Origin of the sequence: Janibacter anophelis NBRC 107843, from assembly GCF_001570945.1 — a bacterium.
Classification (GTDB): domain Bacteria; phylum Actinomycetota; class Actinomycetes; order Actinomycetales; family Dermatophilaceae; genus Janibacter; species Janibacter anophelis.
Genome location: NZ_BCSQ01000072.1, coordinates 1 through 14738, shown reverse-complemented (window position 1 = coordinate 14738; position 14738 = coordinate 1). Strand labels below are relative to the sequence as shown.

General features: G+C 70.1%; 18 protein-coding genes, 1 tRNA gene and 1 pseudogene. 8 read left to right on the top strand and 12 right to left on the bottom strand.

Translation table 11 applies throughout. The features are described from left to right. From JAN01S_RS14855 to JAN01S_RS14840, 4 genes and pseudogenes are all read left to right on the top strand, one after another. On the top strand, positions 1-441 hold a 441-nt coding region (locus JAN01S_RS14855), incomplete at its 5' end, for a nuclear transport factor 2 family protein (protein ID WP_157075786.1). Then, positions 438-734, top strand: a complete 297-nt coding sequence (locus JAN01S_RS14850; RefSeq protein ID WP_157075785.1) for a DUF1330 domain-containing protein — start codon at positions 438-440, stop codon at positions 732-734. The genes JAN01S_RS14855 and JAN01S_RS14850, both read left to right, overlap by 4 nt. Before the next feature lie 186 nt (positions 735-920). After that, positions 921-1181 (top strand): annotated as a pseudogene (locus JAN01S_RS14845) (transposase); the annotation flags it as partial. Between the two features lie 58 nt (positions 1182-1239). Continuing rightward, a complete protein-coding gene (locus JAN01S_RS14840; RefSeq protein WP_218000059.1) occupies positions 1240-1494 on the top strand; it encodes a transposase in 255 nt (84 codons plus the stop codon). Between the two features lie 4 nt (positions 1495-1498). Here the strand turns inward: JAN01S_RS14840 and JAN01S_RS14835 are convergent, their stop codons facing one another. The 9 genes from JAN01S_RS14835 to JAN01S_RS14800 form a co-directional block, all read right to left on the bottom strand. After that, positions 1499-2746, bottom strand: a complete 1248-nt coding sequence (locus tag JAN01S_RS14835; protein WP_068319380.1) for an IS256 family transposase — start codon at positions 2744-2746, stop codon at positions 1499-1501. A gap of 584 nt (positions 2747-3330) precedes the next feature. Further along, positions 3331-3531 carry a hypothetical protein gene (locus tag JAN01S_RS16965; RefSeq protein WP_169797245.1) on the bottom strand — a complete coding sequence of 67 codons (201 nt, stop codon included), beginning with the start codon at positions 3529-3531 and terminating at the stop codon, positions 3331-3333. A 351-nt stretch (positions 3532-3882) separates the two neighbouring features. Next, the gene (locus JAN01S_RS14830; RefSeq protein ID WP_068319379.1) at positions 3883-4077 is read right to left on the bottom strand and encodes a hypothetical protein; all 195 of its coding nucleotides are present in this window, start codon (positions 4075-4077) and stop codon (positions 3883-3885) included. A gap of 461 nt (positions 4078-4538) precedes the next feature. Beyond that, positions 4539-4615 (bottom strand) — tRNA-Val (locus JAN01S_RS14825). A gap of 142 nt (positions 4616-4757) precedes the next feature. Continuing rightward, positions 4758-5264 (bottom strand): hypothetical protein, encoded by a 507-nt coding sequence (locus JAN01S_RS14820; RefSeq protein ID WP_068319378.1) that lies wholly within the window; start codon positions 5262-5264, stop codon positions 4758-4760. A 109-nt stretch (positions 5265-5373) separates the two neighbouring features. Then, on the bottom strand, positions 5374-5931 hold the full coding sequence (locus tag JAN01S_RS14815; protein ID WP_169797244.1) for a PGPGW domain-containing protein: 558 nt from the start codon (positions 5929-5931) through the stop codon (positions 5374-5376). Positions 5932-5957: 26 nt separating this feature from the next. Further along, the gene (locus JAN01S_RS14810; RefSeq protein ID WP_068319376.1) at positions 5958-6806 is read right to left on the bottom strand and encodes an aminotransferase class IV; all 849 of its coding nucleotides are present in this window, start codon (positions 6804-6806) and stop codon (positions 5958-5960) included. Continuing rightward, positions 6803-7825 carry a chorismate-binding protein gene (locus JAN01S_RS14805; protein WP_068319375.1) on the bottom strand — a complete coding sequence of 341 codons (1023 nt, stop codon included), beginning with the start codon at positions 7823-7825 and terminating at the stop codon, positions 6803-6805. The genes JAN01S_RS14810 and JAN01S_RS14805 overlap by 4 nt, the downstream gene beginning before the upstream one ends. A gap of 18 nt (positions 7826-7843) precedes the next feature. Next, on the bottom strand, positions 7844-8236 hold the full coding sequence (locus JAN01S_RS14800) for an MmcQ/YjbR family DNA-binding protein (RefSeq protein WP_306305675.1): 393 nt from the start codon (positions 8234-8236) through the stop codon (positions 7844-7846). A gap of 238 nt (positions 8237-8474) precedes the next feature. On the opposite strand from JAN01S_RS14800, the gene JAN01S_RS14795 reads away from it, so the two are divergent. Then, entirely contained in the window at positions 8475-9320 is an 846-nt protein-coding gene (locus JAN01S_RS14795) for a helix-turn-helix domain-containing protein (RefSeq protein WP_068319373.1), read from the top strand. Positions 9321-9351: 31 nt separating this feature from the next. On the opposite strand, the gene JAN01S_RS14790 is transcribed toward JAN01S_RS14795, so the two are convergent. After that, positions 9352-10146 (bottom strand): SigB/SigF/SigG family RNA polymerase sigma factor, encoded by a 795-nt coding sequence (locus JAN01S_RS14790; protein WP_084360301.1) that lies wholly within the window; start codon positions 10144-10146, stop codon positions 9352-9354. Positions 10147-10350: 204 nt separating this feature from the next. Here JAN01S_RS14790 and JAN01S_RS17230 point away from each other — a divergent pair, with 204 nt between their 5' ends. Both JAN01S_RS17230 and JAN01S_RS14780 read left to right on the top strand, forming a co-directional pair. After that, positions 10351-10677 carry a PRC-barrel domain-containing protein gene (locus tag JAN01S_RS17230; protein ID WP_169797243.1) on the top strand — a complete coding sequence of 109 codons (327 nt, stop codon included), beginning with the start codon at positions 10351-10353 and terminating at the stop codon, positions 10675-10677. Positions 10678-10748: 71 nt separating this feature from the next. Continuing rightward, positions 10749-11420, top strand: a complete 672-nt coding sequence (locus JAN01S_RS14780) for a GAF and ANTAR domain-containing protein (protein WP_068319370.1) — start codon at positions 10749-10751, stop codon at positions 11418-11420. 21 nt (positions 11421-11441) lie between these two features. On the opposite strand, the gene JAN01S_RS14775 is transcribed toward JAN01S_RS14780, so the two are convergent. Next, the gene (locus JAN01S_RS14775) at positions 11442-12047 is read right to left on the bottom strand and encodes a flavodoxin family protein (protein WP_068319369.1); all 606 of its coding nucleotides are present in this window, start codon (positions 12045-12047) and stop codon (positions 11442-11444) included. Between the two features lie 117 nt (positions 12048-12164). On the opposite strand from JAN01S_RS14775, the gene JAN01S_RS14770 reads away from it, so the two are divergent. Beyond that, positions 12165-13265, top strand: a complete 1101-nt coding sequence (locus tag JAN01S_RS14770) for an FUSC family protein (protein ID WP_068319368.1) — start codon at positions 12165-12167, stop codon at positions 13263-13265. Positions 13266-13269: 4 nt separating this feature from the next. Here the strand turns inward: JAN01S_RS14770 and JAN01S_RS14765 are convergent, their stop codons facing one another. Next, positions 13270-14718, bottom strand: a complete 1449-nt coding sequence (locus tag JAN01S_RS14765; RefSeq protein ID WP_068319383.1) for an FAD-dependent oxidoreductase — start codon at positions 14716-14718, stop codon at positions 13270-13272. Positions 14719-14738: the final 20 nt, after the last annotated feature.

Genomic DNA, 14738 nt, shown 5'->3' with positions numbered 1-14738 from the left:
GCGTTGCCGACGGCCGCCGCCGCGACGCGAGAGGCCGGATCGCTCGATGTGCAGGCTCTCTACGAGCGGTACGCCGACACCTTCGCTACCCGCGACACCAAGCGAATCGGTGCGCTGCACGCCGAGGATGGCACCTTCTGGCTACACACCGACCAGGGCCCGATCCGCGGACGGTCCGCCATTGAGGAGGCTTTCGCGCAGACCTTTGCCACGTGGCCCAATCTTCGCTTCGAAGAGAATCGAACCCTCTTCGGTCCGGACTTCTGGGTTCTCGACTGGGCTCTCTTCGCTGACTTTAACGAGCAGACAGTGACCTTTCAGCTCACCGACACCGTCACACTGGACGACGAAGGGCTGGTGGTCCGCAAGGACACCTGGGTGGACTCCGCCCAGGTGACTAAGGCACTCGGTTCCCTCACGCCTGACGGTGACGCTACGTGAACGAGCCAATCCGCTTGGCGATGGTCGCCCGAGTCCAACCTGAGCAGTTCGAGCAATTCGTTGCAGTTGAAGATCAGCTTTTGGCTCTCTTCGTCGACCATGGCCTGGTGCTGGAGCATCGCCTTCGTGCCTCGACGGACCATGCTGAGATCCAGATCATCAGCGCACCCGACCGGGAGTCGCTCGACAACTACCTGCGTGACCCGCGACGACGAGCGCTCATGCCAATCTTCGACGCGATCGACGTCGATCAGCAGATCTGGCAGGTGGAAGTCGTCGCGCTGGCTGAGTGAAGGTTCTGACTGGATGTGGCCGTCGCCTGTCAACAATTCAACTCGTCAGTGACCCATCGCTCGGCGATGCTTACACCATGGCTTCACGGGGACTGACCGACTTGGGCGCTGCCGGGGCCTGACCCGGTTTCTTGGACACGCTGAATCCAGCACCTGGTGCTGGGTAAGCGAGGTGATCCGAGAACCATGGCCAGGAAGAACTACTCCGAAGCGTTTCGTCGTCAGGCCGTCGACTTGTACGAGTCCACCCCGGGCGCCACGGTCCGCGGCATCGCCGATGACCTCGGCATCGTGCGCGGCACGCTGCGGCACTGGCTCGAGGCCTACGGGACCGGCAAGAAGACCGCCGCAGACGGGACGCTGACCTCCAGCCCACTGCAGTCCAAGCCGGCGGGGACGGGTGCTTCAGCACCGGCCGATCAGACGCCGGAGCAGAAGATCGCCCGGGACTGCTGCACGGATAGGTGACATCTGATCTGTGGCGTCGAGGGACGTTGCTGGACGGATGGACACCGTGCCCAAGCCCTACCCCAAAGAGTTCCGTGATGATGTCGTGCGGGTCGCTCGCAACCGTGAGCCGGGTCAGCAGTTGAAGCAGATTGCTGCTGACTTCGGGATCAGCGAGTCGTGCCTGACCAACTGGCTCAAGCGCGCCGATGTCGAGGACGGCACCGCGCCGGCCGTGACGAGTGAGCAGGCCAGCGAGCTGCGTGAGGGTCAAGTCCCTGGTGGTGGTGTAGCGCTGCGTTTTCCTTCGTGATGGGTCAGGCGGTAAGTGCGGGCAGGTCATCAGCTCCGATCTCGGGTTCGGTGGTGGGGACGATGTTGACTCGGCAGCGGGCGAGGACCTCGAGTCCGAGGTAGCGGCGGCCTTCGGCCCATTCGTCGGTCTGCTCGGCCAGTACGGCTCCGACGAGCCGGACGATGGCGGCGCGGGTGGGGAAGATGCCCACGGAGTCGGTGCGTCGCCGGATCTCGCGGTTGAGGCGTTCGGCGGGGTTGTTGGACCAGATCTGGGTCCACACGTCCTTGGGGAAGCTGGTGAAGGCCAGGATGTCGGCGCGGGCGCCGTCGAGGTGGTCGTGGACCTCGGGCAGCTTGCCCTCGACGTAGTCCAGCAGCCGATCGAACTGGGCGGCCACGGCGGGGCGGTCGGGCTGGTCGTAGACCGAGTGCAGCATCGCCTTGACTGCGGGCCACATGTTCTTGGGCGTCACGCCCATGAGGTTCGCGGCGTAGTGGGTGCGGCAGCGCTGCCACGATGCTCCAGGCAGGTTCGCCGCGATTGCCTCGACCAGGCCGGCGTGGGCATCTGAGGTGACCAGCCGGACCCCGGTCAGGCCGCGGGCCACCAGGTCGGCGAAGAACTCGTTCCATACCGGACCGGTCTCGGCGGTGGCGACGCGCATGCCGAGGACCTCGCGGTGTCCGTCGCCGTTGACGCCGGTGGCGATGAGCACGACGGCGTTGATGACCCGGCCGCCCTCGCGGAGCTTCATCGTCAACGCGTCGGCGGCCACGAACGTCAACGGCCCCGCAGCGTCCAGGGGTCGGTGTCGGAACTGCTCGACGTGCTCGTCGAGCTCGGCAGCCATCCGAGAGACCTGGGACTTCGACAGCGAGTCGATGCCCAAGGTCTTGACCAGCTTGTCCATCCGCCGGGTCGACACGCCGGCCAGGTAGCAGTCGGCCACCACGGTGATCAGCGCTGCCTCGGCGCGCTTGCGGCGCTCGAGGAGCCACTCGGGGAAGTAGGTGCCCTTGCGCAGCTTGGGGATCGCGACGTCGATGGTCCCGACCCGGGTGTCGAGGTCGCGGTGGCGGTAGCCGTTGCGCTGTGCGGTCCGGCCTGGCGTGGGGCGGCCGTACTCGGCGCCGACCACCGCATCGGCATCGGCACACAGCAGCGCGTTGATCATCGTCTGCAACAGCTCGCGCATCAGATCGGGGCTGGCTTCGGCGAGTGCTTCGCCCAGCAGACGTGCAGGGTCGACAATGTGGGGAGCGGTCATCGTGGTGACTCCGTTCGAGTGAGCTGTAGGAGGTGAACTCGAAGGATCACGCGGTGGCCGCGTCTGCGTCGACGTACACGCCGGCGACGATCTCGGCGACCGCGCTACACCACTATCGGGGACTCAACTCGGATCGCGCGCGACGCGCTTGAGGCTGCGGCCCGGAAGGAGCTGTCGCGGTTGAGTTGATGCCCCGAGAGAGCGCTCGTCTGTGGCCAGGCGTCGCGCGGGCCCTACGGGGCAGGGCTGTGGCGAAACCCTCCCAAAGAAGCCGACACCGCGTTGTTTCCGCCCACGCCCTCTAGCCCGCTCTCGGATCGAGAGCAGGCTGTAGTCAGACCCAGCGACGGCCGTGCACTGACATGTCGTCGGGCGGTCTGCGCCGGCTCACAGACCTGCGTGTCATCGCCGAGGGCAACATCGTTTTGGTTCCGGGGTCCCCGTGTAGTGCGGACCCCGGGAGCGTCCAATCTGGACACCCCCTAGCGCGGCTGAGTCCCTGTCCAGCGCCGCGCGAGGCCGGGTGGCTCTGGCTTGCACACGGACCCTGAGAAGCCATGTGCGACATGACGAAGGGGGCGGCGCTATCTCCGGTACGCGCGAGTGCGGGTGCAGCGCTTGCAGAGGCGCACCGGCCGGGGGAAGGCGTTGCCCTCGAGCGGCCCGCCCTCGTCCTTGCCGGGCACGCACCACCAGCCGCACAGGCTGCGGACCTCGATGCCGTAGCGGTCGGCCATCTCGAGGTCGGCCGCAAGGTACACGTGGAAGACGTCCGGGGTATCCACAGCATGGACACCCTTTGTTGAGGTGAGGGTGTGCGAGATCGGCACACCCTTCGTCTCGGCACTCATGCCCGACCGCCCCCTGACTGACGATCACGCACAAGGCGGGCGGTGGAGCGGGCGCACCGCAGGCAGTGGTCGGGACGGCTCGCCTCGGCGACCGTGATGCCGCGTCCACCGTCGACCTTGGAAGGCCATCCCACACGCCGCAGAGCATCCGCACCTGCACGCCGAGCTCGCGCGCCACCATGGCGTCACGTCGGTCGTAGCAGTGCCGCACACGACGCTTGCCGGGGCGCTGGGGCGCTGACGTCGCGGGGGTCTGAGCCGGACTCACACCCTTCGTCCGGGTGCTCACAATGCGTCCTCGAGCTGCTCGAGCGCCTGCGTGAGCGCGGCCGCGAGATAACGTGCCGACTCGACGTTGGCCTGCGGCCATTCCGGCAGCAGCACCGCAACGTCGGCACCGTCCGCGGGCGCGTACTCGAGGACAACCCCTGCTTGCCCGACCGTTACCGCGCGACGGTGGACGAGCTCGTTCGTCGCCATGTCGACGGAGTGCCTGGCGCACCACGACGGGCAGTCCTCGCGCTCGATACGAGCGTGGGTACTCGCTCACCGGCACCTGCAGCAGCCCGCAGGCCTCTGCCACGTCGGCCACGGTCGGGGTGTCGGGCACCGTGACGTCGGCGTGGCCCTCGTGGGCGAGGTCGGCTCGGAGGCCGGCGACGCTGCGCCCCGTGAAGGTGCTCATCGGGTCACCTCGAGGAAACAGACGACCGCCACGACGACGAGCGAGCCGAACAGGCCGATGGTCTGGGATGCGGCAACGGCCGCGGGCAGGGTGAACATGCGCGAGACCTCCTAGAGTCTGGCGTCCGCCCCCGGTAGTTCGCGCTACGCGGGGGCATCTTCGTGTCTGGTGGTCTGCCGTCGTATGCAGGGCATGTGCACCCGCCTACGACGAAAGCCCCAGACTCTGACTTTCGCAGAATCTGAGGCTTTCCGGATGGTGGACGTAAAGGGACTCGAACCCCTGACCTTTCGCGTGTGAAGCGAACGCTCTAACCAACTGAGCTATACGTCCGTGGTGCTCCCCGGGCCAGCGTCCCGGCCGGGCAACCTGAGCAGAGTACCTGCCCCGCTCCCTTCCGTGCCAATCGCCTCCGGTGCACGACGAAGGGAGCCGCTCGCGCGGCTCCCTTCGCTGTGGTTGACCCGGTGCCGTGTCAGCTCAGGGTCGCGGTGCCGAAGTCGGCCCCGTCGGCCGGGAGGCCGAGGAAGTTGACGAACTCGCGCATGATCGCGCCCCCCTCGGGGGCGACGGTGAGTGCCGCGGAGGTCTCCGAGGTCTGCTCCGCGTGGTAGAGCAGGACTCGGACGTCGTCGATGACACCGGTGACCTCGCCCTTGGCGATGTCGTACTTGATGTTCTTGATGGTCAGGCTGGAGCCGTCTGCCTTGGAGAGCGTGATGCTGCCCTTCTGGACGACGACACCGGACTTCGCCGGGTTGCTGACGACCTCGGCGACGATCGCACCGGTCGCGGGGTCGAAGGTGGTGCCACCATCGGCCGTGATGGTGAAGAGGCCGAGCTGGTTACCCAGGGTCAGCAGCGGGGAGACGGTCGTGGAGGTGACGGGAGCGGGCTTGGCAGCCGACGCGGTCCCGGCACTGGCGGCCACCAGGCCGAAGGACAACAGCAGACCCGTGATCAGGGCGAGCATCTTGCGCATGTCACGAACTTCTTTCGTCGTGGCGCCACACCGTCGTGACGCCGGTTACTCGACGGTATCCCACAAGTGACCGCTCGGTAAGGAAACGGTCAAGGTCATCGACGGACGGTCAGGACCGAGTCAGGCCCGGCACCATGACGAGGTACTGCTCGATGGCATCGGGCGTCCACCCGGGGACTCCCGTGATGAGCAGGGCGAGGTAGAAGCACAGCCAGCCGAAGGCCGCCGAGAGCAGCAGCATCGGGATCTTCGCCTTCCACGGCAGCGCCCGCGCGTACTGGTCGAAGGCCTTGACCTCCGCCTTGACGAACTGCGTGACCCGTCGGGCCCAGAGGAACTCGGTGCTCCACAGGAAGAGGCCGATGAAGATCACCGCCCACCCGGGTCCGATGAGCGGCACCATCGGGATGCCCGCGATGATCAGCGCCAGGCCGAGCACCGCGATGACGATGCGGTAGAGCGGCCCGGTGACCGGGTTGGTGCGCACGGCCCGGCGCCAGCGGATCGGGTCCTCGTGCGCGTCGATCTTGCCGTCCGTGCCGAAGCGGTCGAGCAGCTCCTGCCGCACGATCGCGTGCTGCTCGCGACGGATGTCCCGGTACGAGCGTCGCCGCCCCTGCCCGTCCTTGCCCTGCCCTGCGTCCTCGGCAGCGATGTCCACGTCCACGTCCCCCACGGTGGTCTCCACGGTGCTCAGGGATTGAGGTCCGCCGCAGAGGCCTTGGCGAAGGCCTCACGCACCCTGGTCGTGATCGGTCCCGGCGCGTCCAGCTCGCGTCCGTCGATGGCGTGGATCGGCTGCACGTCGCGGGTGCTGCTCGTGAGGAAGGCCTCCTCGGCGCGCTCGAGGACGGTGAAGGGCATCGTCTCCTCGACCACCTCGATGCCGACCTCGTGGGCGTACTCGATCGTCAGCTCGCGGGTGATGCCGGCCAGGCAGGCGCTCTCCAGCGGCGGCGTGCGCAGCACACCGTCGACGACGACGAAGATGTTGCTGCCCGTCCCCTCGCACAGCTCGTCGCGGTCGTTGGCGAAGATCGCCTCGGTGCCCCCCTTCGCCTTGGCGTGGGCCAGCGCGATGACGTTGTCGGCGTAGGAGGTCGTCTTCAGACCCGCGGTCGCGGCGCGCGAGTTGCGGGTCCACGGCACCGTCGCCACCGCGGTCGTCTCGGCGAAGGGGGCGACCTCCGCGGCCGTGACGATGTAGGTCTGCCCGTGGTCACCCCGGTCGGAGCCGAGCGGCCCGGGACCGCCGGTGATCGTGTAGCGCAGCCGGCCGAAGCCGATCGTGGGCCCGTCGGCGAGCACGGCGTCGATCCCCTGCTGCAGCCGCTCGCGGTCGAGGGCCGGCAGCCCCAGCCCGGCGAGCGTGCGGTCCATCCGCGCGGCGTGCCGATCGGCGGCGAAGACCTCGCCGTCGACGATCTTGCACGTCTCGAACCCGCCGTCGCCCACGGTGACACCGTGGTCGAGCGCGGCGAGGGACGGCGCGTGCGCCCCCACGAGCGATCCGTCGACCCAGACCCTGACCTCGTTGCTCATGCCCTCACTCTTCCAGATGCCAGTCCGACGAGGGTGCGTGCCTTGAGCTCGCACTCCCTCCACTCCCCTTCGGGATCCGAAGCCCACGTGATGCCGGCCCCGGTGCCGAAACGCAGGCGGCGCACCCCGTCCGGGTCCACCGTCGCGTAGAACGTGCGGATACCCACCGCGAGTTCCCCGCGCGGACCATCGGGGTGGTCGGCGTCGACCCACCCCACTGCCCCGCAGTACGGGCCGCGCGGGACGGGCTCGAGGTCGGCGATCGCCGTCAGGGCGCTCGACTTGGGCGCGCCACTCACCGACCCCGGAGGGAAGCTCGCCGAGAGCACGTCCGCCCAGGTCGTGCCCGCGCGCAGCCGGCCCGCGACGTCGCTCACGAGGTGGACCAGGCCCGGGTGCTCCTCCGGCCCGCAGAGCCGCTCGACGACGACGCTGCCGGGCTCGCACACGTGCTGCAGGTCGTTGCGCACGAGGTCGACGATCATGACGTTCTCCGCGACGTCCTTGGTCAGCATCTGCTCGAGGCTCGGCGCCGTCCCCTTGATCGGGCTGGAGCACAGCCGGTCGCCGGTGCGCGTCAGGTAGCGCTCGGGAGAGGCGGTGACGACGTCCACCCCGGCGGACGGGACGTGCACGACCCCGGCGAAGGGGGCGGGGTTGCCCCGTGCGAGGACAGCCGCCAGATCGGGCAGGTGTGCGCCATCGGGCAGCGGCGCGGCGAGCACCGTCGTGAGGTTGACCTGGTAGACGGTGCCGGCCGCGATCCGCGAGCGGATCTCCTCCACGCCCGCGACATAGCCGGCGCGCTCGAGCGAGGCGGCCCACCCGGTGACGGCCGGCCAGCGGTCCGGATCACCCGGCGGGTCTCCCCCTTCGTCACGCCGGGCGAAGCGGACTGCCGTGAGGGCACCCTCGAAGTCGAGCACGACCGCCCAGCAGCCGGACTCGAGGTCCGCGCGGTCGTGGCTGACCTCGACCGGGTCGGACCACGTCGTCGATCCGAAGCGCGCGAACTCCACCCCGCGAGGATATGCGGATCAGCGCTGGTCGAGGCGCGCGACCGCTCGCTTGCCGGCCGTCCGGCGGAAGGAGACCTCGAGGAGCTCGGCGACCTCCTGCCAGTCGCCCTCGTCGGCGAGGTCGACGCCCACCCAGCCACTCGGGCCGAGGTAGGCGGGTCGATAGCAGCGCGCCTCCTCGAGCAGCGCGCGGGCCTCCTCCTCGTCGGGCAGGACGACCAGGGACTGCGGGTGCTGCTCCCACTCGCCGTCGACCTTGAGCGATCCCCCGTAGTAGGCGAAGACCTTGGTGGTGAAGAAGGCGGGCCGGCCGTGACTGATCTTTTCGGCGGCATCGGGCAGGTCGAGCGCGAGCGCGCGCACCCGGTGCAGGACCGGGTCGTCGTCCTCGAACATCCGTGAATGGGCCACGCTCCCGACCCTAGCCGCACCCCGCCAGAGGGGCCGGGCGTAGCACCGAGCGGCAAGTCAGCGGCAAGTTGTCCCGCGGCTCTGGATCCCGCCGTGGCGGGCCATTTACATTTTGACCACCGAGAGATTTCCGGGGGGAGAGGGAAGGGTCAGGGGCCGTCCTGCACAGGACGGCCCCTTCACCTGTCAGGATCCCGTAGGCAGGACAGGACGCCGAGGGTCAGGCAGGGTGAGGGGCATGAGCCGATCGACGGGTGGCCCGTTGCTCGCGCGACTGCGTCGCGGGCACGGGCTGACGCAGAGCGACCTCAGCCAGCGTTCTGGGCTCAGCGTGCGCACGATCCGGGGACTGGAGCGGGGCGAGATCCTCACCCCCCAGATCCCCACGCTCCAGCAGCTGGCCCTCGCGCTCGACCTCGGACCGCAGGCCCAGGCCGAGTTCATGCATGCCTGGTCGACGCCGAGGATGCCCGGCTTCGACGAGCTGCTCGTGGACCCGAGCCTGTCGGAGATGGAGCAGATCGACGCGCTGACGCGCACCGTGCTCGGCAGCTACCGGGTCATCAGCCAGGTCTGGCGCACCCGGGTCTCGGCCGATCGGCGTCTCGTGCACACCGGATGCCACTCGGCCATCGTCGCCGTGGAGGACGGCCTGGACCGCGTCGTGAACGTGCAGAACGGCGACGACTCCATGGCCGCGGCGGACCTGCGCTTCAACCCGCTGCTGGGCTGCCGGCTCGACTCGCGACGCGACTTCCCCGAGAGCAATGTCGCCGTCTTCGAGGTCGGCCTCCCACGACCGCTGGCGAAGGGAGAGACCCACGCCTACGCGTACGAGATCGTCGACGAGGGCGAGGGCCCGACGGACTCCGACGGGTTCGTCTGGGGTCCGCCGCACACCGCTCGCTCGATCGTGGTGTCCGTCGACTTCGCCGTCCCGCCCCGCGAGGTCACCCGCATCGAGCGGCATCCCGGAGGCGACTTCCTCACCATCGGCGAGGTGGAGCTCGACGAGGCCAACCGCGCCTCGCTCGTGCTCGAGGACGCGGGCCCGGGGGCCTTCGGCTTCGCCTGGTCGTGGTGAGCCGGCCGCACGGCGACGGCTCACCACGGACTCAGGCCTCGATGCGGGCGCGCAACCTCGCGCAGATGCTCGTGAGGATCCGTGAGACCTGCATCTGGCTGACCCCGATGCGCTCCCCGATCTGCCGCTGGGTGAGGTCCTGCCCGAAGCGCAGGCTGATGATGCGGCGGTCGCGCTCGTCGAGGTCGGCCATCGCGGCCCGCAGCGAGATGAGCGTGACGGACCGGTCGAAGGGGTCCTCCCGCCCGTCGTCGAGGGTGTCGCCGAGTGTCGAGGTGGCGTCGTCGTGGACGGGCTGGTCCAGGGAGGTCGAGCGGTAGCGGTCACCGGCCGCGCGGGCCCGGCGGACGTCCTCGGGGGTGACACCCCCTTCCTGGGCGATCTCGTCCACCGACGGGTCACGCTGCAGACGCTGCTGCAGGGCCGTGGTGGTCTCCCGCACGCGGTGGTGCATCTCCTGCAGACCGCGCGGCGGACGCACCGCCCACCCGTGGTCGCGGAAGTGTCGCTTGAGCTCCCCGGTGATCGTCGGGGCGGCGAAGGCGCTGAAGCCACTCCCCCTCTCGGGGTCATAGCGCCGGGCGGCGAGGACCAGGCCGAGCATCGCGACCTGGACGAGGTCGTCGAGGTCGATGCCGCGGCCGGCGAAACGCGTGGCCAACCCGACGGCGAGGCCCTCGTTGGTCATGACGGCTCGTTCGCGCAGGCGTGCGGCGTGGGCGGGATCGGACTCGGCGTGCGCCTGAGCCAGCAGATCGGTGGTCCGACGGTCACGCTCCCCGTACGATCCGGTGGATTCTGCGGTGCCGGTATGGGTGATGGACATGCGGCGGCCTCACTCTCATGGAGCAATGGGCCAGCCACGGTCTCGAGCCGACGTCGTACTCCCCACCCAACCACCGCATCCATCGACACGCAACACATCGGCGCATCACGTGCGCCGAGCGGGGCATGCCTGCTGCCCGTGGGGGTAGGGGCGACAATGACGATCCGGCCTGCAGCCGACCCGGGACAGGGGGTGAACGCAGCCGTGACGACACGCAACCGGAAGACGTGCAAGGCGCTGGAGCGCTACCTCGGCCGCGAGGTCCACGCCGCCGACGGGACCCTGCTCGGGCACGTCAGCGACGTGCTGGTGGACGTGCGCAGCGGTACTGCCGATTGGCTCGTGGTGCTCTTGGTCGGTCCCCTCCCCCGGCATCGCGCCATCCCGTTGCGGATGTCCATCGAGGTCACCGGACGTGTGCTCGTCCCGACCTCTCGTGCCGCGCTCCGTGCGGCGCCGGCGGTCCGGCCGGGACGGGCCCTCTCCGCGCCCGAGGAACGACGTCAGCGGCGCCACTGGTCCGAGGGATAGCATCCTCCCGAAGCAGAGCGGGTACGGCCCAAGAATGGGCCTGCCCGCACCACGAGAGGAGCCGTGACCCCGTGAAGGATGCCGATCTGGCGCACATCGTCGAGCAGCTGTCGACGGAGCCGGACGAGAGCTACACCCTGCAGCAGGTCGTCGACCAGGCCGTCGCCAACGTGCCCGGGTGCGACATGTGCAGCGTCTTCGTGCGCGTGGGCAAGACCGTGCAGGTCGCGGCGACCACCGATCCGCGGGCCCGGGCCGTCGACGACCTGCAGTTCGACCTCGACGAGGGGCCCTGCCTGTCGGTGCTCAAGGAGCACGAGATCGCCTCAGTGCCGGACACGGAGGCCGACCAGCGCTGGCCCCGGTGGAGCTCGGGCGCCGCCGAGCAGGGCGTCCGCTCGTCGCTCAGCGTGCGGCTGGCGATCGAGGAGCCCTACCTCGCCTGCCTCAACATGTACTCGTCACGGGTCGAGGGCTTCGACGACGACGCCCTCGAGGAGTCGGTCGTCTACGCCCGTCTGGCCTCGGTCGCCCTGCTGCAGGCCCGGGAGATCTCCGGCCTGCGCAGCGCCCTCGGCAACCGTCTGCTCATCGGGGCCGCGCAGGGCATCCTCATGGAGCGCTACGGCCTGACGATGGGTCGGGCCTTCGAGGTGCTTCGCCGGCACTCCAACGAGACCAACACCAAGCTGCACGACGTGGCCCAAGGGGTCGTCGACGGCATCACGCTGCGCCAGTCCTGACGTCCCGCGCCCGGCGGACGGTCAGCCGGGCGGCGCGGGGACCGGCCGCTCACGCAGCGCGGTCGCGACGGCCACGAGGTTGGAGGCCATCGTCCGCCCGGTCTCGGCGGACCAGTCGCGCTTGTGGTCGGTCTCTGTGTACGAGGGGCCGGGTCCCGGACCCATGTTCCAGTAGGTCCACGCCTGCCCGGGCACAGTGAACCCGATGTCACCGAGTGCCCCGGCCACCTCGGCGATGACATGGTGCGCGCCGTCCTCGTTGCCGGTGACGACGACTCCGGCGACCTTGTTGTAGGCCACCGGGGTGCCGTCGTCGCGCGTCTCGGAAATCATCGCGTCGAGGCGCTCGAGCACCACCTTGGACACACTCGAGGGCTGACCGAGCCACGTGGGTGTCGCGATGACAAGGATGTCGCTGCCGAGGACCTCGGCATGGATCGCCGGCCACTCGTCCCCGCTGCCCATGTCCGTCGACACGCCGTACGGGATCGAGTGGTCGACGACCCGATGGACGCCCACGTCCACGCCATGCTCCTCCAGCGCCGAGATCACCACGTCGGCGAGCGCCTGCGTGTTCGACGGCTCCGGGGAGGCCTTGAGGGTGCAGTTCAGGACGAGTGCCTTCATGCCGTCGGACTACCCCTGGGGTAGCCGGACAAACCGTTGCCACGACCCGGAGTGGTCGCCCGGGCCGGCATGGGACCTGCCGCGCCGGGTAGGTGGACGCTGGCCGAAGGGAGAGCCATGCCCGCAACCGACGTCACCGTCCCCCGTGACGAGTGGCGCGACCGCGCCCGCGCGCGGGCGACATCCTTCGTCCCGCCCCTGCGCTCACCCCGCACCCGCTCCGACCTCGTCCAGATCCTCAAGGCCGTGCTCGCCGCCGTGCTCGCGTGGTACGTCGCGGCGCACCTCCTCGGGTTGACCGAGTCGTTCATGGCCCCGTGGACGGCGATGCTCACCGTGCACGCCACGGTCTACCGATCCTTCACCAGGGGCGGCCAGGTCGTGCTCGCGTCGCTCGCCGGCATCCTCCTCGCGTACTTGGCTGTCGAGTTCGTAGGCCAGTCACCGGCGGCCCTCGGCGTGGCCCTGCTCGTCGGCATGCTCCTCGGCCGGCTGCGCCCGATCCGCGACGAGGGCAGCACGGTGGCGACGACCGCCCTCTTCGTCGTCACCGCCGGGCAGGCCGAGCAGGGTCCGGTCCTGCTCGACCGGGTCGTCTGCACCGGCGTGGGCGTGGCCCTCGGCATCATCGTCAACTTCGTCGTGCTCGCCCCGCTCGACGACCGCCTCGCCCGCCAAGAGGTCGATGCCCTTCGGACGCAGCTTGGGGAGCTGCTGCGCGACATGGCCGATGCCCTGCGTGGCGACGGCGAGGTCGACCCGCTCGCCTGGCTCCGACGCTCGCGTCGCGCGGAGGACCGGGTCGGGCGTGCCCGGGAGTTGTTGCGGCACACCCGGGAGGCCCGCCGCGGCAACCCCCGGCGTCGCTCGCGTCAGCTGGACCCCGTCGCGTACGAGACCCTGCTGCTACGCATCGACGAGGGCATCGCCCAGGCTCGGGCGATCGCTCGCACCGTGCAGCACTCGCCGGTCGAGCCCGCCCGGTGGGACGAGGACTTCTGCGAGGTGTGGACACGGCTGCTGTGCGACCTCGGGGAGCGGGTGGCCGACCCGGAGGCGGGGCTACCGAGCCTGCGGCCACGGCTGAACTCCCTGACCCAGCAGATGTCCCGTGAAGACCTCCCGGAGGTCGAGTGGCCGGTGTACGGGGCGCTGATCAACAGCACGCGCAGCATCATCAACATCCTCGACGAGGTCCTCACCCGCCCGCAGGAGTGAGGACCTACGCCGACCCGGTGTCGCCATGCGCCCGCAGCGGGCGCGTGGCCGGTCCCTCGAGCACCTCGCCGTCCGGGGCGAAGCGGGACCCGTGCAGCGGGCAGTCCCAGGTCCGCTCCGCGTCGTTCCACTCCACCACTCCACCGAGGTGGGTGCACAGGGCGGAGACGGCGCAGGTCCCCCCGTCGACGGTGGACCGCGCGGTCGGGACGAGACCGTCGCGACCGACCTCCCCTTCGCCCTCGGGTGGACGGGTCGGGCGAAGGGGGCGCACCGCCACCCCGGCGGCACCCGAGAGCAGGTCGAGACCGACGCGGGCGTTCATGCCGACGATGCGCCCGGCGGCACGCGGACGGGTGATGCGCCGGTGGACCGGCCGCGACCACGACATGCTGCCGCCGAGGATGTCCGCGCTGATGTCGAGCGCCGCGGCGACGCCGCCGGTCATCCCCCACTTGTCGTAGCCGGTCGCGACGTGCACGTGGCCGAGACCGCGCGGCATGCGCCCGACGAAGGGCAGGCCGTCGTGCGAGCGGTAGTCCTGGGCCGACCACGCGTGTGTCTCGACGGCATCGGGGAAGTGCACGGCGGTCCAAGCACGCAGCCGCTCGAGGTGCTCGGCCTCGGAGCGGGCCCGGCCGACCGGGTGCCCCTCACCGCCGACGAGCAGGAGCGACCCCGGGGCATCGCGCACGGACCGGGTCGGGCCGTCGGCGGAGATGAGCATCAGCTGCGGCGGGTCGGGGTGCTCGTGCGCGATAGCGTAGGAGCGCGAGGCGCTCACCTTGGCGAAGTAGCCACCACGGTCCAGCACCGGCGTGCCCGTCGCCAGGACGAGATGGTCGCACTGCGTCCGGCCGCGGGTGTGCCGCACCACCGGTCGCAGCGTCCGGCCCGTGCCGGTGACACGCGCGCCCGTGACGACCAGACCACCGTGGGCGCGCACGTCCTCGACGAGCGCGGTGAGCAGGTCCATGGGATCGAGCTGCGCCTGGTCGTCGAGGACGACTCCCCCGGCGTGCTCGAAGGGCACCGGCAGGTCGTGTGCCCAGCGCACGGGCAGGCCGAGGCGTGAGGCGGCGTCGAGCTCCTCGCGCGCCCGCTCGAGGCCCTGACCACGGTCCGGTGCGTAGGTCACGGCAGGACGCACCTGGTACGGCACGTCGCGCTCCTCGCAGTAGCGCAGCAGCCAGTCGCGCCCCTCGCGGTTGCCCTCGACGTGGGCGCCGACGACCTCCTCCGACTGGTCGCGCAGCAGCCGCGACCAGCGGGTGCCCTGCAGCACGGACACCTTGGCAGTGCTGTGGCCGGTCGTCACCGCCCCGACGTCGCGCGCCTCGAGGACGACCACTCGGCGCCCCGCGCGAGCGAGGAGGAGCGCGGTCACGAGCCCGGTGATGCCCGCGCCGACGACCACGTCATCGCACCGCTCCGGCGGGTCGTCCGAGGTGATCGGCGGGCGCGCGGCCCGCC